General features: G+C 61.4%; 17 protein-coding genes. 6 read left to right on the top strand and 11 right to left on the bottom strand.

Annotated elements, in window-relative coordinates; all coding sequences use genetic code 11:
* The first annotated feature begins 55 nt into the window (after positions 1-55).
* The gene (gene malQ, locus VVD49_RS18460) at positions 56-1,543 is read left to right on the top strand and encodes a 4-alpha-glucanotransferase (RefSeq protein ID WP_327600696.1); all 1,488 of its coding nucleotides are present in this window, start codon (positions 56-58) and stop codon (positions 1,541-1,543) included.
* A 64-nt stretch (positions 1,544-1,607) separates the two neighbouring features.
* On the opposite strand, the gene VVD49_RS18455 is transcribed toward malQ, so the two are convergent.
* The 3 genes from VVD49_RS18455 to VVD49_RS18445 form a co-directional block, all read right to left on the bottom strand.
* The gene (locus tag VVD49_RS18455) at positions 1,608-2,495 is read right to left on the bottom strand and encodes a peptidylprolyl isomerase (protein ID WP_327600695.1); all 888 of its coding nucleotides are present in this window, start codon (positions 2,493-2,495) and stop codon (positions 1,608-1,610) included.
* 64 nt (positions 2,496-2,559) lie between these two features.
* Entirely contained in the window at positions 2,560-4,053 is a 1,494-nt protein-coding gene (locus VVD49_RS18450; RefSeq protein WP_327600694.1) for a M48 family metalloprotease, read from the bottom strand.
* A 197-nt stretch (positions 4,054-4,250) separates the two neighbouring features.
* The gene (locus VVD49_RS18445; protein WP_327600693.1) at positions 4,251-5,435 is read right to left on the bottom strand and encodes an aminotransferase-like domain-containing protein; all 1,185 of its coding nucleotides are present in this window, start codon (positions 5,433-5,435) and stop codon (positions 4,251-4,253) included.
* A gap of 47 nt (positions 5,436-5,482) precedes the next feature.
* Between VVD49_RS18445 and VVD49_RS18440 the strand changes: the two genes are divergently transcribed.
* The 3 genes from VVD49_RS18440 to VVD49_RS18430 all read left to right on the top strand — a co-directional run bounded on the left by VVD49_RS18440 (position 5,483) and on the right by VVD49_RS18430 (position 8,752).
* Positions 5,483-5,992, top strand: a complete 510-nt coding sequence (locus tag VVD49_RS18440; RefSeq protein WP_327600692.1) for a MarR family winged helix-turn-helix transcriptional regulator — start codon at positions 5,483-5,485, stop codon at positions 5,990-5,992.
* A gap of 192 nt (positions 5,993-6,184) precedes the next feature.
* Positions 6,185-7,006, top strand: coding sequence for a polyphosphate kinase 2 (gene ppk2, locus VVD49_RS18435; RefSeq protein WP_327600691.1), 822 nt, complete (start codon positions 6,185-6,187; stop codon positions 7,004-7,006).
* Positions 7,007-7,093: 87 nt separating this feature from the next.
* The gene (locus tag VVD49_RS18430) at positions 7,094-8,752 is read left to right on the top strand and encodes a SulP family inorganic anion transporter (protein ID WP_327600690.1); all 1,659 of its coding nucleotides are present in this window, start codon (positions 7,094-7,096) and stop codon (positions 8,750-8,752) included.
* Positions 8,753-8,789: 37 nt separating this feature from the next.
* Here the strand turns inward: VVD49_RS18430 and VVD49_RS18425 are convergent, their stop codons facing one another.
* The 3 genes from VVD49_RS18425 to VVD49_RS18415 all read right to left on the bottom strand — a co-directional run bounded on the left by VVD49_RS18425 (position 8,790) and on the right by VVD49_RS18415 (position 12,456).
* Positions 8,790-9,446: a serine O-acetyltransferase gene (locus VVD49_RS18425; RefSeq protein ID WP_327600689.1), complete on the bottom strand. Its 657-nt coding sequence runs from the start codon at positions 9,444-9,446 to the stop codon at positions 8,790-8,792.
* A 293-nt stretch (positions 9,447-9,739) separates the two neighbouring features.
* Positions 9,740-10,486 (bottom strand): hypothetical protein, encoded by a 747-nt coding sequence (locus VVD49_RS18420; RefSeq protein WP_327600688.1) that lies wholly within the window; start codon positions 10,484-10,486, stop codon positions 9,740-9,742.
* Positions 10,483-12,456, bottom strand: coding sequence for a DNA topoisomerase IV subunit B (locus tag VVD49_RS18415; RefSeq protein ID WP_327600687.1), 1,974 nt, complete (start codon positions 12,454-12,456; stop codon positions 10,483-10,485). The genes VVD49_RS18420 and VVD49_RS18415 overlap by 4 nt, the downstream gene beginning before the upstream one ends.
* Positions 12,457-12,675: 219 nt before the next feature.
* On the opposite strand from VVD49_RS18415, the gene VVD49_RS18410 reads away from it, so the two are divergent.
* A complete protein-coding gene (locus VVD49_RS18410; RefSeq protein WP_327600686.1) occupies positions 12,676-13,797 on the top strand; it encodes an HD-GYP domain-containing protein in 1,122 nt (373 codons plus the stop codon).
* On the opposite strand, the gene dnaQ is transcribed toward VVD49_RS18410, so the two are convergent.
* From dnaQ to VVD49_RS18385, 5 genes are all read right to left on the bottom strand, one after another.
* Positions 13,798-14,511: a DNA polymerase III subunit epsilon gene (gene dnaQ, locus VVD49_RS18405; RefSeq protein WP_327600685.1), complete on the bottom strand. Its 714-nt coding sequence runs from the start codon at positions 14,509-14,511 to the stop codon at positions 13,798-13,800. It lies immediately after the preceding gene.
* Positions 14,511-15,311, bottom strand: a complete 801-nt coding sequence (gene tpiA / locus VVD49_RS18400) for a triose-phosphate isomerase (RefSeq protein WP_327600684.1) — start codon at positions 15,309-15,311, stop codon at positions 14,511-14,513. The genes dnaQ and tpiA overlap by 1 nt, the downstream gene beginning before the upstream one ends.
* 118 nt (positions 15,312-15,429) lie before the next feature.
* Positions 15,430-16,800: a DNA repair protein RadA gene (gene radA / locus VVD49_RS18395; RefSeq protein ID WP_327600683.1), complete on the bottom strand. Its 1,371-nt coding sequence runs from the start codon at positions 16,798-16,800 to the stop codon at positions 15,430-15,432.
* On the bottom strand, positions 16,793-17,878 hold the full coding sequence (alr, locus tag VVD49_RS18390) for an alanine racemase (protein WP_327600682.1): 1,086 nt from the start codon (positions 17,876-17,878) through the stop codon (positions 16,793-16,795). Before alr ends, radA begins: the two co-directional genes overlap by 8 nt.
* 12 nt (positions 17,879-17,890) lie before the next feature.
* Positions 17,891-18,856 (bottom strand): LysR family transcriptional regulator, encoded by a 966-nt coding sequence (locus tag VVD49_RS18385; RefSeq protein ID WP_327600681.1) that lies wholly within the window; start codon positions 18,854-18,856, stop codon positions 17,891-17,893.
* Between the two features lie 315 nt (positions 18,857-19,171).
* Here VVD49_RS18385 and lplT point away from each other — a divergent pair, with 315 nt between their 5' ends.
* Entirely contained in the window at positions 19,172-20,497 is a 1,326-nt protein-coding gene (lplT, locus tag VVD49_RS18380; protein ID WP_327600680.1) for a lysophospholipid transporter LplT, read from the top strand.
* The last annotated feature ends 15 nt before the right edge of the window (positions 20,498-20,512 follow it).

Below are 20,512 nucleotides of genomic sequence, written 5' to 3'. Positions count from 1 at the left end.
GAAAGTTGTAGGCAAGAAGCATCGGGTAAAAGACACCAACCCAACGGAGAGAAAATTGCGACTTCCCCGCGCCAGTGGCGTGCTGTTACACCCAACCTCCCTGCCGGGCCCGCATGGCTCCGGCGACTTCGGCCCCGCCGCCTATCACTTCGTAGACTGGCTGCTCGCAGCAGGGCAGAAGCTCTGGCAGATACTGCCCTTGGGCGGCATCGGCCCCGGCAATTCGCCCTATATGAGCAGCTCCGCTTTCGCTGGCAATGTATTGCTGATCGATCTGGGCGAATTGCAGCAACAAGGCTGGCTGGACGTGGCGGACCTGCAACCCGGCGACGGGCTTGTCGATCAGCGCGTCAACTTCGCAGCGGTCGTGCCCTACCGCATGGATCGGCTGGCGCGCGCCGCAGCGCGTTTCGCGGACAGCGGTACGGACGAAGCAAAAGCAGCCTACGACACCTTCTGCGCTGCCCACGCGGACTGGCTGGAAGACTATGCGCTCTTCATGTCACTCGCCGACGAGCACAACTGGCAGGAGTGGAGCCAGTGGGAAGAACCGCTCGCCAAACGCCGTGTGGCGGCATTGCGCTCAGCACGCAAGAAACACGCGGAGCGCATTGCATTCTGGAAGTTCTGCCAATGGTGCTTCTTCCGCCAATGGTTGAACCTGAAGGCGTACGCCAACCAACGCGGCGTGCAGATCGTCGGCGATGCGCCGATCTTCATTGCCTACCAAAGTGCCGAAGTATGGGCGCGGCAGGACCTGTTCGAACTCGATGAAACAGGTCGGCCCAGCGTTGTCGCCGGCGTCCCGCCGGACGCCTTCAGCGACACCGGCCAGCACTGGGGTAACCCGCTGTACCGCTGGAAGGCGCATGCCAAGGAAAACTACGCATGGTGGGTGGATCGCATCCGTCGCACCTTCGAATTCGTCGACATCGTGCGCATCGATCATTTCCGGGGCTTTGCGGCTTACTGGGAAATTCCTGCAACGGAGAAAACGGCCATCAACGGCCGCTGGATGCCCGGCCCTGGCAAGGCGCTGTTCGATGCGGTGTACACCGCGCTCGGGCCAATCAAGGTCATTGCGGAAGACCTTGGGGTGATCACGCCAGACGTCGACGCCCTCCGTATCGACTGCGGTTTTCCCGGCATGCGCATCTATCAGTTCGCGTTCGGTTCAGGCAGCGGCAATGCCTATCTGCCACACAATCACGCCCGTGACACCACCGTCTACACCGGCACGCATGACAACGACACGACACTTGGCTGGTGGTCGCAGGCAAGCGATGCGGAACGTCACCACGTCTGCGAATACTTCTCCACCGACGGCCATGAGATTCACTGGGATCTCATCCGCGCCGCGTGCGCCAGCGTGGGCGACATGGCGGTTCATCCCATGCAGGACGTGCTCGGCCTTGGTGGCGAGGCACGCATGAACTTTCCGGGCAAGGCCGAAGGCTACTGGGAATGGCGCTTTCACTGGTCGCAGGTGCACGACTGGCATGCACAACGACTGGCGGGGCTGTGTCGCCTGTACGGACGCTGAAACAACCGGGCCCCTTGCGGGGCCCGATTTCATTGCATCAATACGCTGACGAGACAGGCCTTCACTAGCTGATCCTGGCTTTCTGCATCAAGGACTGGATCTCCTTGCTCAGTGCTTCCTGCTTCATGCGGTCGCTGATCTCTGCCTGGTAGGACTCGTAGCTCCCCACCGGCAACTCGCGTACCGCCTCCACCAGAATCACGTGATACCCCGCATCTGTCTTCACCGGCTCTCGGGTGAAACCACCTGCGGCCAGCTTGCGCACTGCGTCGGAGAACGCGGCAGGAAAAGCCTCGCCCTTTTCATCGCCTTTGGCGCTCACCTTGACCCAGCCAAGGTCACCGCCTTCGCCCTTGCTTCCCAGATCCTTTGACTCGCCGACCAGGCTGTCGAACCTGGCGCCTGCGACGAGCTTGCCAATGACGGCCTTGGCCTCAGCCTCGGAGTCGAGCTGGATGTGTCGCACCTTGTACTCCGTGCCACCCTTGCCCTGCGTGATGCGTTTGTACGCTGCGCGCATGGCGGCATCGGTCGGCACATTCTTCTTCTCGAAGTTGTCGACGAAGGCCTGCGCCAGCAAGCCTTGCGTGTTGAATGCAATACGCGCGTCGAGCTGTTCCTTCGGCGCCTTCTCGAACTGCTTCTGCACGCCCAGTTGCATTTCGCGCAGCTGCGCCTGATAAGCAGGCGCCTTGTCCAGCTTCAGCGCCTGCGCCTGTTGTGCCATGACTTCGCGCTGGATCAGTTGCCCCTTCGCGTAATTGCGGAACTCAGCCTCTTGCGGCTTGCCCTGCATGCCTTGATCCGCCACCAGTACATCCAGGATGACGCTGGAAATGGCCTTGCCGTTCACCGTCGCCAGGGCTTCCGGTGCGGCATGAACGGCCAGCGCAGAACTGGCAATCACTGCCCACAAGGTGCCGCGGACATACGAGGTCAATCTGGATTTCAAAGTGGTCTCCTGAAATGTCTGCCGCGCAAGCGGCTGCAAAGTGATGAAGGCCGACAAGAGTACATCAGGCCAACGCCTGCAGTCGTTCGCGATACACATTGGCCTGACCTTCATCGCCAATGCGCTCGTAGTACTCCAGCGCGCGCCAGTTGGCGGGTTCTATTGCCTCGCCATCGCGGGTCATGGCCAGCTCCAGATAGTGGATGCCGCGAGCGTCATCGGCCTCCAGCATCAGGCAGCCGGTGAAATAGGCAGCCTCGGCGGTACCGCCATGCGCATCCGCTGCGAGATGCAGCACCTGCAACGCGTTCGACTTGTCGCCAAGGGTGCGGTACGCCATGCCCAGCCGCATCAGATTCGCCGCGCTCATGCCACGTGGCTCCTGCTCGCCCAGCTCCGCAATGCTGGCACGTGCGCCCTGCACTTCATTGTGACGCTCCGACCAACGCTCACGACTCGCCAGCCACCAGTCCTTGTCGAGACGCTTGATGAGATCTTGCAGACAACCTTGCAGCAGCGTCTGCGCGGCACTCGCCTTGAGGGCTGCCGGCAACTGCGCTTTGTGATCGAAGGCTTCGAGACGCTCGCGCAGGCAGGGGTGCGTGTCGTGCGTATCCGTACGCTCGCGCAGCGCCTCCGCCAGCCAGTCTGCAGCTTGCGTCCCTTCTGCTCCCAGCTTGATAGCCGTGCTCATGCCCGAGAAGGGCATCAACGGTGGCTGCGCTGCGTGATCCGCGGCCCCCCACACTTTCGGCCAGTAACTCTCGTGCAGGAAGCGCGCTTGCAGGTTCACCGCGACCAGGGCATCGGCCGCATTGTGCGCCCCCGCCACTTTGGCCGAAATGCGATCAGCATCGAACTCCTGTTGCCGTGCCAGAACGAAACTGTAGGCCTGGAAGTACGGGATATACCAACGCAGGAAAGCACGCGCCGCGGCATCGATGACCGAGTCGCGCTCGTCGAAAGATTGCAGGATGCGCGCCCAGGTAGCGCGCAGGCGATAGACCCACGCTCCCATCTTGCCGTGCGCACCGACCAGATGACCGAATTCGTGGGCCAGCACGGCGGAGAATTGCGACACGCTCAGCGCCTGCATCATCGGCAGCCCGATGATCAGGCTATTGCGATACCAGCCGAAAAGGCCGAGTCGCGGCGTCTGGCAGATGGCGGCATTGAGCTCATCGACCAGCAGTACCTCATGCAGTTTGGGGCCCCCACATTTCTGGCGTACTTTCTCGACCAGCTCGAACAACTTTGGCGCTTGCTCCGCGCTGAGCCTCAGACCTTGCGGGCGATCGAAACGGACCCATAGCGCCCGCACGACCAGCACGCTCAAGGCGCCGAAGATGAACATCACCTTACCGCCAACCAGGGTGTGATGACTCGTCACCATGCTCAGGCCCAGGGCGACGCCACCGAGGCTCACGGCCAGCAGACCGAACACGTACAAGTAGCCCAGTGCGGCGAGCGCCACGGTGCGCATCCGGTATGCGTCAGGCGTTGCGTCAGCATCCAGTTCAAGACGTGCGATGAGTCGCTTGAACTCCTGTTCGGTCATTGCATTGATCCTGCCGGCAGCGTGCGTCCCCGTTCCCCGCACCTTCTGGCAGCCACCGTCCGACGACGAACGAGCGCTGGAAGATGAGGCCCCGCGGAATGATAACCACGCGTGCTCAGCCCGCCAGCGCGGATCTGACGCTGTTCGTGACCACTTACCGCATGCAGTAGCTCTCCGCCCGAGGGGCGTCGTGATCGTCAGGCTGCCGAAACTGCTGCGATGCAGTCGGCAAGTATCGCCAGGCCCCGCTCCATCTCGGCCGGCGTCGACAGGCTGTAGTTGAGACGCATCGTGTTAGTCGGCTTCATCGGGCCCGGGTAGAAGCTCTCGCCTGGCATGAACACCACGCCACGCGCCAGCGTCGCGTCCAGCGTGCTGCGCGTCGCCTGGTGTTGGCGCAGCCGCAACCAGAAGAACAAACCGCCCTGTGGCACATCCCAATCGGCGAGATCACCGAAATGACGTTCGAGTGCGGTCTGCATGGCATCGCGGCGCAAACGATAGCCTGCCCGCAGCCGGGCCAGGTCTGCATCGCGCTGGGCGTGCCGCAGCCAGTTGGCGACGGCCGCTTGCGCCGGGCGCTGCGTGTGCAGATCGCTGGCCTGTTTGAGGCGCACGAGATAGGGCATCAACTGCGGCGACGCTGCGAGGTAGCCCACGCGCCAACCGGGCCGCAGGATTTTCGAGAAGCTGCCCAGATAGATCCATGGCACACGCTTCAGATATGAACAGATCGGCTGCATCGGGTGCGTCACATCGAGCGACACGCTGCGATACGGATCGTCTTCGATCAGCACCGCGTCATGCCGATCAAGCACCTCGGCAATCACCTTGCGCACCTCAGGCGAATAGCAATACCCACTCGGATTCTGGAAACTGGGAATGAGATAGACGCAGGCCGGCCGATGCTGACGCAGCAAGGCGTCAAGCGTGGCGGGATCAGGGCCATCGCGCCCCAAGGCCAACGGCAGCACGCTTGCGCCGAACAACTCGAACACCTGCAGCGCGGCAAGGTAGCTCGGTGATTCAGTGACGACGGGTGTGCCATCGTCGATCAACAGCTTTGCAGCGAGATCCAGGCCCTGCTGCGAACCCGACAAAGCCAGCACCTGCGAGGGCGCCACCGGCAAGCCATTGTGCGTGATCCACTCGGCCACCGCGCTGCGGAAGGCAGTCTCGCCCTCGCTCGCACCGTATTGATCGAGCGCTGTATCGGGATCGATGCAGTCGCGCATGTCCGGCATCAGATCTGGCGCGGGCAAGCCACCAGCGAACGAGATGATGCCGGGCTTGTTGGCCACGGCGAGTATCTCGCGTACCAAGGATGGCTTGAGACGCTCGATGCGGGTAGCGAGGCGTGCTGCGGTCGGCGAATGATTCATGCTATCTTCCATAAAGGTCAATAATATTGACCAACAAGGATCAAAATATGAGCCCCCGCAAAAACAATGTCAACTCTGTTGACTCAAATCCTTCGACGGCAAGCGCCCCGTCGGACGAGGCGCTGTTCTCCGCCATCGAGTTGTTTCACTTTGCATTCCGCGCATTCACGGCACAGCCCGATGAAATCCTCGCCGGCCTGGGACTAGGGCGTGTACATCACCGCGTGCTGTATTTCGTCGGCCGCTCGCCCGGCCTGCGCGTATCCGATCTGCTCGCGACGCTGGCCGTGTCGAAACAGGCCCTGCACGGCCCGCTGCGACAACTCGTCGAGGCCGATCTGATCGTCGTGCAAACCGACAGCAGCGATGGCCGCGTGCGGCGTCTGTCGTTGAGCCGCAAAGGCAGCGCGCTGGAGCAGAAGCTGTCGAGCACGCAGAGCGAGATCCTGGCGCAGACCTTTGGTGCGACCGGCTCCGAAGCAGAGGCCGGCTGGCGCCAGGTCATGAGCGAGATCGCAGCCCGTATCCGTCATGCAGACGAGAAGCCCGAAGAGTGAGCCGCCACCAATTCGAGGCAAAAACCTGCCGCACCCGAACCTGAAGGTAGTTCGACAGCGCCCCGCTCGGCTATGCTGTCACACAGGCACAAGGCCGAATGAGCTTCCCCGGCATGTCGTCGGCATTCGCATCAGGAATGCCTGCTCAAGTCGATGATGTTCATGTGAGTTCAACTTTCGCGGGAGACGTGCATGGCAGGTTCGAAGAAGAAGATCGTTGCAGAGGCTCCGACCACACTGGAGCCACTTGGCAACAAGGAATACGAGAAGAAACTGCGCCATCTGCACGTGGAGTTGGTGAAGCTGCAGCGCTGGGTCGTGGAAAAAGGGCTCAAGGTCTGCATCGTCTTCGAAGGCCGCGACGGAGCCGGCAAGGGTGGCACGATCAAGGCGCTGACCGAGCGCGTCAGCCCACGCGTGTTCCGCGTCATTGCCCTGCCCGCGCCAAATGACCGCGAGAAAAGCCAGATGTACCTGCAGCGCTACGTCAAGCATTTGCCAGCAGCGGGCGAAATCGTGATCTTCGATCGTAGCTGGTACAACCGTGCAGGTGTCGAACGCGTCATGGGCTTCTGCACGCCCGAGCAGGTCGAACGCTTCCTGCAGCAAGCGCCTTCATTCGAGAATTCGATGGTGGAGTCCGGCATCATCTTGCTGAAGTACTGGCTGGAGGTCAGCCCGGAGGAACAGGAGCGACGTCTGCGTGATCGCGTGAACGATGGCCGCAAGACATGGAAGCTTTCGCCGATGGACATCCGCTCCTTCACCATGTGGGATGAATACACGCAAGCACGCGACGAGATGTTTGCCAGCACCGATACGCCGTGGGCCCCCTGGTTCGTGGCGCGGTCCGAAGACAAGAAACGCGTACGCCTCAATGTGCTCAGCCATATCCTGAAGCAGATTCCCTACGAGGATCTGCCCTCGAAGCCCGTCAAGTTTCCCAAGCGCAAGATCGGGCAGCGCTACAAGGCCGTACATCATCCGTTCAAGTACGTACCCGAGACGTCCTGAAGAGATGCCCCTTCACGGGCCGGCTGCATTTCACACGTAGTGAAGTGACCAGCGGCCCTTGTCTCTCACTTGTCATGGCAAGGCAGCATGGACACCTCTCACACGCCACCCGCAATACCGGGCCCCTCGCTGCGATTTGACTTAGTGGCCGGCCTGACCGCAGCAGCGGTCGTGCTGCCCAAGGCGATGGCCTATGCCACCGTGGCGGGACTGCCGATTGCCGTCGGGCTGTACACAGCATTCGTACCGATGCTGATCTATGCCTTGCTGGGCAGCTCGCGCGTGCTCAGCGTCAGCTCCACGACGACCCTCGCCATTCTCGTCGGCAGCGAACTGGCACGTATCGCGCCGGATGCGGATCCGACTACCCTGCTTACCGCCTCAGTCACTCTCAGCGCGCTGGTCGGCGTGCTCCTGCTGGCAGCGAGCGTATTGCGTCTGGGCTTTGTCGCAAACTTCATTTCGACGCCGGTACTCACCGGCTTCAAGGCAGGTATCGGCCTGGTCATACTGCTGGATCAATTGCCCAAGCTGCTGGGCCTGCATATCCACAAGGAAGGCTTCTTCCACGACCTGCTGAGCATCATCAACATGCTGCCGCAGACCTCGTTGATCACCCTCGCCGTCGCCGCCCTGACGCTGGCAGCGTTGCTCGCGATGGAATACAGGTGGCCCCACTCTGCTGCACCACTCGTGGCGATCGGGGGCGGCATAGCGGCGACCTCGTTCCTGGGCTTGCAGGCCCAAGGCGTGTCGATAGTCGGCGCGATTCCCCAAGGTTTGCCGTCACTCACACTGCCAGACCTGAGCCTCGTCCAGGAGTTGCTGCCCGCCGCACTGGGTATTGCGTTGATGAGTTTCACCGAAACAATCGCGGCGGGTCGCGCCTTCGCCATTAGCGGCGAGCCAGCCATCAATGCCAATCGCGAACTCGTCGCCACCGGTGTAGCGAACCTCGGTGGCGCCTTCTTCGGTGCGATGGCAGCCGGTGGCGGCACCTCGCAAACCGCGGTCACGAGAGCCGCCGGTGCGCGCAGTCAGAAAGCCTCTATCGTGCAGGCTGCAGCAGCGCTGGCCACCATGCTGTTTCTTGCACCTGTGCTGGGCCTGCTGCCCAATGCCTGTCTGGCAGCAGTAGTGGTGGTGTACTCCGCCGGCTTGATCCAGCCGCGTGAGTTCATGGCCATTCGCCGCATCCGCAGCATGGAGTTCTATTGGGCGCTGGCGGCCTGCCTCGGCGTACTGTTCTTTGGCACCCTGGACGGCATCATCGTCGCCATCATCGTGTCCATGCTGACCCTGATGAGTCAGGTCACGAATCCGCCGGTATATGTGATCGGCAAGAAACGCGATGCCGATGTGCTGCGCCCGATATCGCCCGAGCATCCGGATGACGAAACCTGGCCCGGCCTGCTGATCGTGCGGCCAGAGGGTCGTGTCTTCTTTGCCAATGTCGAAGTGATTTCCGACAAGATCCGCGCACTCGTTGCCGAGCAGCAGCCGCGCGTACTCGCGATCGACATGAGCAGGGTTCAGGACATCGAGTACTCTGCCCTCGTCATGCTGATGGAAGCCGAGCAACGTCAACGCGAGGCAGGCCGTACGCTATGGCTTGCCGCGCTGAATCCAGCCGTAGCAGAAATGGTCAGGCGCGCAGGGCTCGCCGATCGACTGGGCCCGCGCCTGATGTTCAACGCACGCGAGGTTATCCGCCGCTATCGCGAGCAGTACCCACCCCAGGTTTGATTTGCGAGCACCGCGGGCACTAACTGGCCGCAACCGATCATGCGGTGCCTGCCGCCACAAGCATCGGGATTTCCTCGGGCTCCGACACGTGCGCCAGTGACTCGATGTAGCTCGAGACCGAGGGCGGCTTCGCGGGGGCCCAGGGGTTTGGCGATGCCTTTGCCGGATCAACCAGACAGGCCGGCACACCCACAAGAAGGCTATCGCTCGGGAAAGAACGATTGACGACCGCATTGGCGCCCACCCGGACGTTGTCTCCCAGTTCGACACCGCCGTAGATTTTCGCCCCTGGGCCGATGTAGCAGTTGTCGCCAAGCACCGGAGCCGCACCACTATTGGCGCCGATGCAGGTACCCGGGTGAATCCGGCAGTTGGCGCCAACCCGCGCCTTGCTGTTGACCATCACATTGCCCCAGTGCGCCAGCGCCAGCCCCGGACCGAACACATTGGGCGGTATCGACACGCCGATCCGCACGCTGTGCATCAGGAAGCGGTAGTTCGCCCAAGCCACGTAGGGGCGCCATAGCCAGGTGGTCCTGCAATTGCGGAGGTATTCGATTCGACGCAGGCGCCGCTGAAAGGCAAGGACCGGATATTTCAACGGGTACCAGAAGCGCCACCGCTTGATCGCCGGACGATGACTGGCCATATCGGCCCGCAGGTACTCATTCAAAGCTGCCTTTGAATCAATCATTCCTGTCTCCTTTGTCTGTGTCCGACCGGCTGTCTCGCCGATTGCGGTAGCGCTCAAAGCAAACGATTTGCCTGCGCCAAAATGTAAAACAGTGTGTCTCTGGGCGGTACTGTAGCGGCAAACGCCGGGATTTGACACTGCGTCGGTCGGCCCGGTCTCAGCCAGAGACAATGGCACCGGCAGCATGGTCACGACATCGTCAACGAGCAATCGGAGAAGGATGTACCGCGCCCCTCACGCGCGAGATGCCGTGACGGAGCGTGAGTGACTAAATAAACAGGTGCCGGATCGGCTCAGGACGAACGGAAGACGCGGAGCACCGACGCAAACCCTGTTCTGGCGAGGCGCCAGGGGCCTGCAAACCTGGCTTGCATCGCCGGCCCCGTCACGGCGAGTACCAGGACGTCGAGCACACAATAAAAGGCGCCTGCGGCGAGGGGAGGATTGGTCGTCGGGAGCCCCAGGATCGGCACGACACGCTGCCAATGCCAGTTGCCGACCTGTGTAGCGAACACTTCCATGATCAGGGCAATGACGAACATCCAGGCATAGAAACGCGGCGTACTCCCCCACACGCGGCAAGCCAGGAACATCGCCCACAAGAAGATGCTCAACCCGTCCTGCGAAGCCAGCGCAAGGACAAGCGCCAGCACGCCACTGACTGGCAGCACGCTATCGAGCAGACGCCCCGGAACGCGCGCCACCGTCTGCAGGCCGAACCAGAACAGCAGCACATGCCCCGGCGGCACGAACAAGGGAATGTTCTGGAGGCGGTAGTCATAGAGCCCCCAGACCAGCGACAACACCATCTCACCCAGGGTCGCAAGGACCAGGCACGCGACGAGCGCGGGTCTCGCCTGCGCACTTTCGATCCACAACAGGAAAACATACGCCAGCCATATGACAAGGCTGACAACGGGCTGCCCCCAGGGAGTGCAGTACTGATCGACCAGCGCGCCGAAGCCGATCAGGAACGGAATTGCGTAAAGAAGGGCTTTGCGCCCTCCTTCGGTCTTCCTGTTCTGAGCCAGTCGACTCAAAGATCTGCCTCAACCAGATTGCCCTTGGCTTCCATCCACGCACGACGGCCGGAAGCTTCGCCCTTGCCCATCAGCAGGTCGAACAAGGCCGAAGTCTGACCGTTGAGTTCTGCATCGATGGTCACCGGCAGCACGCGACGCGTGGCGCGATCCATGGCCGTTTCGCGCAGCTGGTCTGCACGCATTTCGCCAAGGCCCTTGAAGCGGCCAAGTTCGAGTTGCTCGGGGCGGTAGCCTTCCTTCATCAAACGGTCGCGGAAGGCCGTGAGTTCCTGATCGTCAAGCGCATAGAAGCGTCGTGCCGGGCGTTTCTTGCCTTGAGCCGGCACGTCGATGCGATACAGCGGCGGCAGCGCGATGAAGACGTGGCCGCTGGCAACGAGGCGCGGGAAGTGACGCAGGAATAGCGTCAGCAACAAGGTCTGGATGTGGGAACCGTCCACGTCGGCATCGGCCATGATGATGACCTTGCCATAGCGCAGATTGGCGAGCACCGAATCCGGCGCATCGAAGGCATGCGGATCGACGCCCAGCGCGACGGAAATGTCGTGGATTTCCGCGTTGGCGAAGAGGCGATTCGGATCGACCTCCCATGAGTTCAGCACCTTGCCACGCAGCGGCAGGATGGCTTGCGTCTCACGGTCGCGTGCCAGCTTGGCCGAGCCGCCTGCGGAGTCACCTTCGACGAGATACAGCTCGTTCTCAATGATGCTTTCGCTCTCGCAATCGGACAGCTTGCCTGGCAACACGGCTACACCGCTGCTCTTGCGCTTCTCGACCTTCTGCGCATCCTTCAGGCGCGACTGCGCCTGCTTGATGGCGATGTCCGCGATCGCCTTGCCGAACTCACCATTCTGGTTGAGCCAGGCTTCGAATGGATGCATGAGCATCGAGGAAACCAGCTTCACGGCTTCGCGCGAGTTGAGCTTCTCCTTCACCTGCCCCTGGAATTGCGGATCGAGAATGCGCGCCGAAAGCACATAGCTCATCTTGCCGCAGACGTCGTCCTGCTGGATCTTCACGCCCTTCGGTAACAGGTTGTGATGTTCGATGAAGCTTTTCACCGCTTCGAAAACACCCGCGCGCAGACCGGATTCGTGCGTGCCGCCATTCACCGTGGGAATCAGATTCACGTAGCTTTCGCCGAGCTGGTGACCGTCGAACCAGCCGAAACTCCAGGCCGCGCCTTCGCCCGGCGCGAAGTCTTCGTCCTTCCCTGCGTAGGACTCGCCCGTGTAGAGCGGCACGAGTGTTTCGGCACCGGCCGACATCTCGCGCAGATAGCCAGCGAGGCCATCGGCGTAGCGCCATTCCTGACGCGCGAATGTGCCATCAGCCTGCTCGATGTCGAGCACGACCTTGACGCCGGGCAGCAGCACGGCCTTGGAGCGCAGCAGGCGCTCGAGCTCGTTGAGCGGCACCTTGGGCGAATCGAAATACTTGCCGTCGGGCCAGACGCGCACGCGCGTGCCGGTCTGCTTGGCACAAGGACCTGCATCGACGAGATCACTGATCTCGCGGCCGCCCTTGAGGAATTCAATCTGGTGAATGCGCCCTTCACGGCGCACCTCGACTTCGACCCGCGTGGACAACGCGGTCGTCACGGCCACACCGACCCCGTGCAAACCACCCGAGAACGCATAGGCGGAGTTGCCACTGCTCTTGTCGAACTTACCGCCAGCGTGCAGCACCGTGTAGGCCAGCACGACCACCGGCATCTTCTCAACCGGATGCAGGCCAACCGGAATACCGCGACCATCATCGGTCACGGAGACCGAGCCGTCGCGATAGAGCGCGACATGAATATTCTTGGCAAAGCCGCTGAGGGCTTCATCTGCCGCGTTGTCGATGACTTCCTGCACCATGTGGCAGGGCGAATCGGTGCGGGTGTACATGCCCGGCCGCTCGCGCACGGGCTCCAGCCCCTTGAGAACGCGGAAGGAGGATTCGTCGTACTGTTTTTCTGTCATTGCTGAGGCGGAAAGTAGCGGAAGTTTGGATGAAGCAGTGAATCGGGAAGCCCGCCGGGAGCTTCCGTGCAGTGCGGCATTGTTCCATAAAACAGGTACGTAATTGGCGCCAATCACCGCTGCAAAACGCCCGGCGCGCATTCCCCGACAGTCATTGCTCTGCACTGCCTCAAGTTTGCGGCAGACAGGCACGTAAAGACTGGGATGGAAAGGATGAGCATGCCCCTCAAGCATCACGTCACGGCGGATCTGCTGCAGCTTAACAAGCCGCTGCCGTGGGACGTGTTCGATGGCACAGGCCAGCTATTGCTGTGCAAGGGCTATGTCATCAGTCGCGAGTCGCAGATGCAGGTCTTGCTCGCACACGGCCTGTATGTCGACGAATCGCTGATCCGGACGACGCCTCTGCCCTCAGCGGCACGGCCCAGCGCGCACTACGATCCATTCCGCCTGTGGGAACACATACTCGATGAACTTGGCATCCTGCTGCGCACGGTGCACATCGAACCTGAATTCCTGACGCAGATGAACAGTCTGGCGCGGCTCGTCCAGATGCTGGCCGAACGCAGCCCGGACACAGCCCTGGCGGCCATGATCCTGACCGAGCAACGTCGCTACCCGATCATCCATAGCCTGCACACCGCCATCCTGTGCGAGCTGATTGCGCGCCGCCTCGGTTGGGACGAGGCTCGCCGCACCAGTCTGTGCTGCGCAGCCATGACCATGAACCTCGCGATGCTGGAGCTGCAACAACAGCTGTGCTCCCAGCGCCGTGCCCCGACACCCGAACAGCGCCGCGACATCAATCGCCACCCTGCTCTGGGCGCTGAAATGTTGCTCAATGCCGGCGTCACCGACGAAGTCTGGCTGGCTGCAGTCCGCGATCATCACGAGCGTCGTGGCGGCGGCGGCTACCCCTTCGGCATAACCTCGCCGAGTGCGGAAGCGCATCTGATCCAGACCTGCGACATCTTTTCCGCCAAGGTCAGCCCCCGTGCCGCGCGCGCACCGATCACCGCACAGGAAGCCGCACGCGCGCTGTTCGTACAGCCTGACGGCGGCGGTCAGAACCCGTATGCGGCAACACTGATCAAGGAAGTGGGAATCTTTCCGCCAGGCACTTGCGTCAATCTCGCCAATGGCGAGACGGGCATCGTCCTGCAGCGCGGCGCAAGCGCCAACACACCGCTGGTCATGAGCCTGCTCAACCAGAACGGTTTGTCGTATCAGCACCCTTTACGGCGCGATACCTCATTGAAGCTCTACGAAATCACCTCGGTCGTACCGCGCGACAAGGTACGCGTGCGCTTCGACCCGGAAGTGCTCTGGCGTAACGCCTGATCAGGAAACTACAGGCTCCGGTGGGGGCAGCCACAGGCACTTCGCCTTCTTGGCAATTTCCTGCAGCACCTTGTCATGCTCGACCAGCTCGCCCTCGCTGGCACGAACGACGCGCAGACGCGGCCGCTCCGCAGCAAGCCCTGTGCGGTCGCGCTGCTGATCGGCCACACCCGGCTCATCCAGGCCAATGGTGAGCGTCTCCTGTCCACGCGTCATGGCCAGATACACCTCGGCCAGCAGCTCCGCATCCAGCAAAGCGCCGTGCAAGGTGCGGTGGGAATTGTTGATCGCGTAGCGATCGCACAGGGCGTCCAGCGAAGCCTTCTTGCCCGGGAACATTTCCTTGGCAACACGCACCGTGTCGATGACGCTCGGACACAGCACGTTGACGCGCGTCAGCCCGAGACGCTCAAGCTCCATGTTAAGGAAACCGACGTCGAAGTTGGCGTTGTGGATGACCAGCTCAGCGCCGCTCACATAGTCGATGAACTCGGCGGCGATCTTCGAAAACAGCGGCTTGTCAGCCAGAAACTCGTCCGACAAACCGTGAATACGCTCCGAGTCGCCAACGTCGCGTTCGGGATTCAAATAGACGTGGTAATTACGACCGGAAAGTTTGCGATTGAGAAGCTCGACGCAGCCGATTTCAACGACACGGTCACCGGTGCGCCAATCAAGCCCGGTGGTTTCCGTGTCGAGCATGACCTGACGCATCAGGCCTGGCCCTTCTTCGCACTATCCTTTGCCGACTTGTTCACCACGTTATCCAGGGCCTTGTAGATCGCCACGAATTCGTCTGCATTCAGCGCGGCGGAGCCAATCAGGCCACCATCCACGTCAGGCATGCTGAATACGCTTTCTGCATTGCTGGCCTTCAAGCTGCCGCCGTATAGCAACGTCAGCCGTTGTGCAAAATCGGCATCGCGTTGCGCAATGCGCGCACGCAAGAAGGCATGCTCTGCCTGGACGATCTCAGGCGTCGCGGCAATGCCGGTACCAATGGCCCAACGTGGCTCGTAGGCAACGATGATTTCGTCATGTGCCGTGCGGATATAGCCGAAAGCCGCATCGAGCTGACGACCAAGCACTTCGTGCGTGCGACCCGAATCGCGCTCTTCCGCCGTTTCACCTACGCAGATGACGGGGATCAGACCTGAATCGATGGCAGCCAGCGCCTTGCGGCCCATCAGGCCATCTGTTTCGCCCTGGTAAGAACGACGCTCGGAGTGACCGATGATGACGAAGCCACACCCCAGCTCCTTGAGCATCATCGGCGAGGTCTCGCCGGTATAAGCGCCTTTCAGGTGATCCGAAGCATTCTGGGCACCCAGCATGATGCCCGTATCGGCAACCAGGCCCGCCATCTGCGACACATAGGGCAGCGCCGGGCACAGCACCATGTCGATCGATTCAGACAATACGGGCAGACGCTCACGGATGCCGTCGACCAGCGCCTTGTTGGCTGCGAGGTTGCCGTGCATTTTCCAGTTGCCGATGAGCCAACGTTTTCTCATGTTCATTCCTGCAAGTTGCGAATTCGAATGGGGCGCAGTTTACAGGCTCTGTCCGTCCTGATGCGTTATTGATTTACCCTGACTGCGTCAGCAGTCACACGCCTGCCCTGCTGCAATTTCAACGATCACGCCATTCCCGCAGGCATTCCAGCGCCTGATCGATGCGATCGACGGCACGCACCTCCATGCCCGGTATGGCTTGCTTCGGCGCATTGGCGGTAGGGATGAGCGCAAGATCGAAGCCCAGCTTGGCAGCTTCCTTCAATCGCTCTTGACCACGCGGTGCGGGGCGAATTTCGCCGGCCAGACCAACCTCTCCAAAAATCACCAGCTTGCGCGGCAAGGCACGGCTCGTCAGCGATGACACGATGGCAATGCATACCGCCAGATCGGCCGCTGGCTCAGAGATTTTTACTCCGCCCACCGCGTTGATGAAAACATCCTGATCGGAACAAACCACACCGGAATGACGATGCAATACCGCCAGCAGCAGCGCCAGACGATTCTGCTCCAGCCCCACCGACAGGCGCCGTGGACTCGGGCTGTGTGCCGTATCGACGAGCGCCTGGATCTCTACCAGCAGCGGTCGCGTACCTTCCTGCGTCACCATCACGCAGCTGCCAGGCACCGGTTGCGGGTGTTGTGACAGGAACAGGGCCGATGGATTGCTGACACCGCGCAGGCCCTTTTCCGTCATGGCGAAAACGCCCAGCTCGTTCACTGCGCCGAAGCGATTCTTGATCGCGCGCACGAGGCGGAAACTCGAATGCGTATCGCCTTCGAAGTACAGCACCGTATCGACGATGTGTTCCAGCACACGCGGCCCGGCCAGCGCACCATCCTTCGTGACGTGGCCGACGAGGATGATGGTCGTACCCGACGACTTCGCATGACGCGTCAGCTGCGCCGCACATTCGCGCACCTGCGCAACCGACCCGGGAGCCGATTGCAACACCTCTGAATACAAGGTCTGGATGGAGTCGATCACCGCAACAGCCGGCTTCTCATCCCGCAAGGTGTTGAGGATTTTCTCCAGCGAGATTTCTGGCAACAAGGGTAATTGCGCGCAATCGAGCTGCAGACGCAGCGCACGCATGGCCACCTGCTCGGCCGACTCTTCGCCAGTCACGTAGAGCACCGACTGCTTTGGCGCAATGCTGGCCAGGGCCTGCAACAACAGCGTCGACTTGCCGATACCGGGATCGCCACCGATCAGCACCACCATACCCGGCACGAGGCCACCGCCCAGCACGCGATCCAGCTCATCAACACCTGTCGCCTGACGCGGTGCTTCACGTGGATCGATTTCGCCGAGCTTCTGCAATTTGCCCGTGCTGCCGACAAGCGCCGCAAACCGCCCCGTCGCCGCAGCCTCGGCAACCGCCTCGACCATGGTGTTCCACGCGGCGCAGCCAGGGCATTGCCCCTGCCACTTGATGCTCTGCGCTCCGCACTCGGTGCAGGAGAAAATGGATTTCTGCTTAGCCATTCTTGTTGTCTGTCGTTGTCACCAGCACGCGTCGGGCGAGAGCGCAGAACAATTCATAACTGATGGTACCGGCGGCCGTGGCGACTTCATCAGCCGGCAAACCTTTGCCCCAAAGCGTCACTGGCGAGCCAATGGTCGCATTCGGCACCGGAGTCAGGTCAACGGCAAGCATGTCCATCGATACCCGCCCGAGGGTGCGCGTGCGCACACCGTCAACGAGAATCGGCGTTCCTGTAGGTGCGTGACGCGGATAGCCGTCGGCATAGCCGCAGGCCACGACTCCCACACGCATCTCATGCTCAGCCGTAAAAGTTGCGCCATAGCCTACGTGCTCGCCCGCGTGTAGCGTTTGCACGCCGATAAGCTCGCTGATCAGCGTCATGACGGGTCGGACGCCAAGATCCGCGGCAGATTGCGAAGCTGGCATCGGCGAACCGCCGTAGAGCATGATGCCAGGCCGCACCCACGCGCCATGAGTTTCTGGAAAACGCAGCAGGGCCGCCGAATTGGCGGCGCTGAATGGCAATTCACTGCCCGCCATGCAGTCGGTAAAACAGGCCCATTGCGACGCAATGCCCAGACCGTCCGCGCAAGCGAAGTGCGTCATCAGCGTCAGGCTGCGCACATTGCCACAGGCGCGCAAACGCGCCAGCACCTTCGGCACATCAGCCGGCACAAAACCCAGACGGTTCATGCCGGTATTGATCTTCAGGAAGACGTCCAGACGCTGCGACAACACGGCTTCCTCGAGCGCGTCGAGTTGCGGCATGGCATGCACGACGATGGCCAGATTCAGCTTGGCGGCTTCATGCAGTTCTGCCGCATCGAAGCCCCCCTCCAGCAGCAAGACGGGTTGAAGAAAGCCTTCGCTGCGCAGCCAGGCCGCTTCGGCCATGTCGAGCAAGGCAAACCCGTCGACCACGTCGCGTACGGCTTCGGCGCAATTCGCCAGGCCATGGCCGTAGGCATTGGCCTTCACGACACACCAGGCACGCGACTGTGGCGCGTGCTGCTTGGAGAGCAGGTAATTGTGCCGGAAAGCCGCCGTATCGATCCGGGCGCGGATGGGACGAGCCATGAATCCCTGCGCTCAGGGCTGTGGATTGTTGATGGCGAGCTGATTGTCGACGGACGCATCGGCCGCCGCCTCGTTGGACTTGGCGTAGTCGCTCAGGTGCTGGACCACGAACTCGGCGAAGGTCGAATGCAGGCGCGCGCGGAAGCGATCCTTCGGCACCAGCACATTGAGTGACGAATACAGGCGAGGCTCGAGCGAAATCGCCTTCAGCGTGCCGTCGCGCAGTTCGCGATTGAGCGAGGCGCGCGAAATGATCGCGAAGCCCATGCCTTCACGCACCAGTTGCTTGATGACGGCGAGGCTACCCAGCTCTGCCGTGCGCTCCAGCGATTCCGGCGCGACGCCACCGGCGCGGAAAAACTCTTCTGCCAAACCGCGAATCGCAGCACCTGGATCGCGATCGACAAAGGGAATCGGTTGCAGCTGCGCAGGGCTCAAGGACTTGGAGTTGCTCAACGGATGGCTCGGCGGCATGACCGCCATCAGCTCATCGCGATAGGCCAGCGTGCACTCGAGATCTGCATCATTCGTGTCGCGCTCGACGAGACCGACATCAATGTCGTGTGCCAGCACCCGATTCTGGATGCTTTCTGAATTGCCTACGAAAACCCGTGGCACCACGCGAGGGTACTTGTGCTTGAAGGTCGACAAGACCTGCGGCAGCCAGTAGGCCGCAATCGTCGGGCTGGCGCCAATCGTCAGCACGCCGGTGAGTTCATCGGTCAGCTCATTGATGCGCGTTTCCATCTCGTCGGACAGGCCGAGGATGCGATCCGCGTAGGCAAACACGATTTCGCCTGCTGGCGTGAGCGTGACCTTGCCGTGACCGCGATCGAGCAAGCGCGTATTGAATTGCTCTTCTAGCTGCTTGACCTGGAAGGTCACCGCAGGCTGCGTCATGAACAGGGTTTCAGCAGCCCTGGTAAAGGAGCCGTGACGGGACACGGCGTGGAAAACCTGCAATCTACGGTCGGCCATGATGCTGCCTCGCAACATAAGTAACTCTTATCGCGAATTGCATCACAAACACCCACACAAGAAAAGCCCTATCGTCGCGACTGCCCGTGCAGGCAGCCCGGCCAGATCACGCTGAGCAGCCTTGTTTAGCGCTGCAGCAAACCCCATGTGGTATAAACGGCGCTTGCTGCCGGCCGCTGGGCTGGCCAGAAGGCGCATTTATCGTGCGAGCCGTCATCACATTGCAACTTGCATGGGTGTGACGAATCAGAAAACAAATCGCAGCGACAGCCTTGGCTAGCCGCAGTCAGCCGCACAGAGAGACAAGGGTTCCGGATGGGTGCAGGGTTCTACATCGTCATGGCAGCGCAGTTTTTTTCTGCGCTGGCGGACAACGCATTGCTCATTTGCGCCATATCCATATTGGTCGACCTGCAGGCTCCACCCGAGTACGCCCCCCTACTCAAGACCTCCTTCACACTCTCTTATGTCGTGCTTGCCGCCTTCGTAGGCGCTTTTGCCGACTCGATGCCGAAATGGCGCGTGATGTACATCAGCAACGCAATCAAGATCTTCGGTTGCGCCATGATGCTGTTCGGCGCCCACCCATTGTTCGCTTACGCCATCGTCGGGCTCGGCGCTGCGGCGTATTCGCCAGCCAAGTACGGCATCCTCACGGAAATGTTGCCGCCCGCGAAGCTGGTCGCAGCCAATGGCTGGATCGAAGGCCTGACGGTGGGCGCCATCATTCTCGGCTCCCTGCTCGGTGGCATGCTGATCATGCCAAGCTTCGCGACCTGGTCGATGAGTCTGCATCTGCCACTGATTACCCACTCGGCCCAGATCAGCCTGCTGCTGGTCGGGCTTCTGTATGTGATTGCAGCGATCCTGAATCGCTATGTGCCGGACACGGGCGTCGTCCACACCTCGCTCAAGCACGATCCGATCTACATGCTGCGCGAGTTCATCCACTGCACGCGCCTGCTCTGGCGTGACAAGCTCGGCCAGATTTCCCTGGCTGTGACGACCTTGTTCTGGGGGGCCGGCGCAACCCTGCAGTTCATCGTGATCGACTGGGCCGGCAAGATGCTGGGGCTCGGCCTGTCGCAGTCCACCCGACTACAGGGCGTCGTAGCAATCGGCGTGGCAATTGGTGCCGTGCTTGCCGCGCGCATGCTGACGCTGAGACATTCGATGAAGGTGATCCCCATCGGCATTGCCATGGGGCTCGTCGTGCCATTGATGGTCGCTCTGCCCTACATGCCCAAGCTCAATGTGCACTTGCCGATCTTCGAGTTGCTGGGCATGCAAATGCAGTTTGATCTGCACCTGCGCACCATGGCGGTCATGTTCATGATGATCCTGCTCGGTGCCTTGTCCGGCTTTTTCGTCGTGCCGATGAATGCGCTGCTGCAACACCGCGGTCACGTGCTGATGGGTGCCGGGCACTCGATTGCGGTCCAGAACTTCAACGAGAACCTGAGCATTCTCGTCATGACCTTCCTGTACTTCTTGCTGGGCTGGCTGGGCGTGTCGGTGAACATCACCATCGTCGCCTTCGGCCTGTTTGTTGCCGGCATCATGTATCTGATCAAGCTACGCCACGTCCGCAACCAGGCCGAGCACGACGACCTGGCTTTGCTGGAAGATCACCCGCACTGATTTCGCCCTCGCGAG

Origin of the sequence: Uliginosibacterium silvisoli (genome assembly GCF_036017035.1) — a bacterium.
GTDB classification, from domain to species: Bacteria; Pseudomonadota; Gammaproteobacteria; order Burkholderiales; family Rhodocyclaceae; genus Viridibacterium; species Viridibacterium silvisoli.
This window is presented reverse-complemented; position numbering and strand designations above follow the sequence as displayed.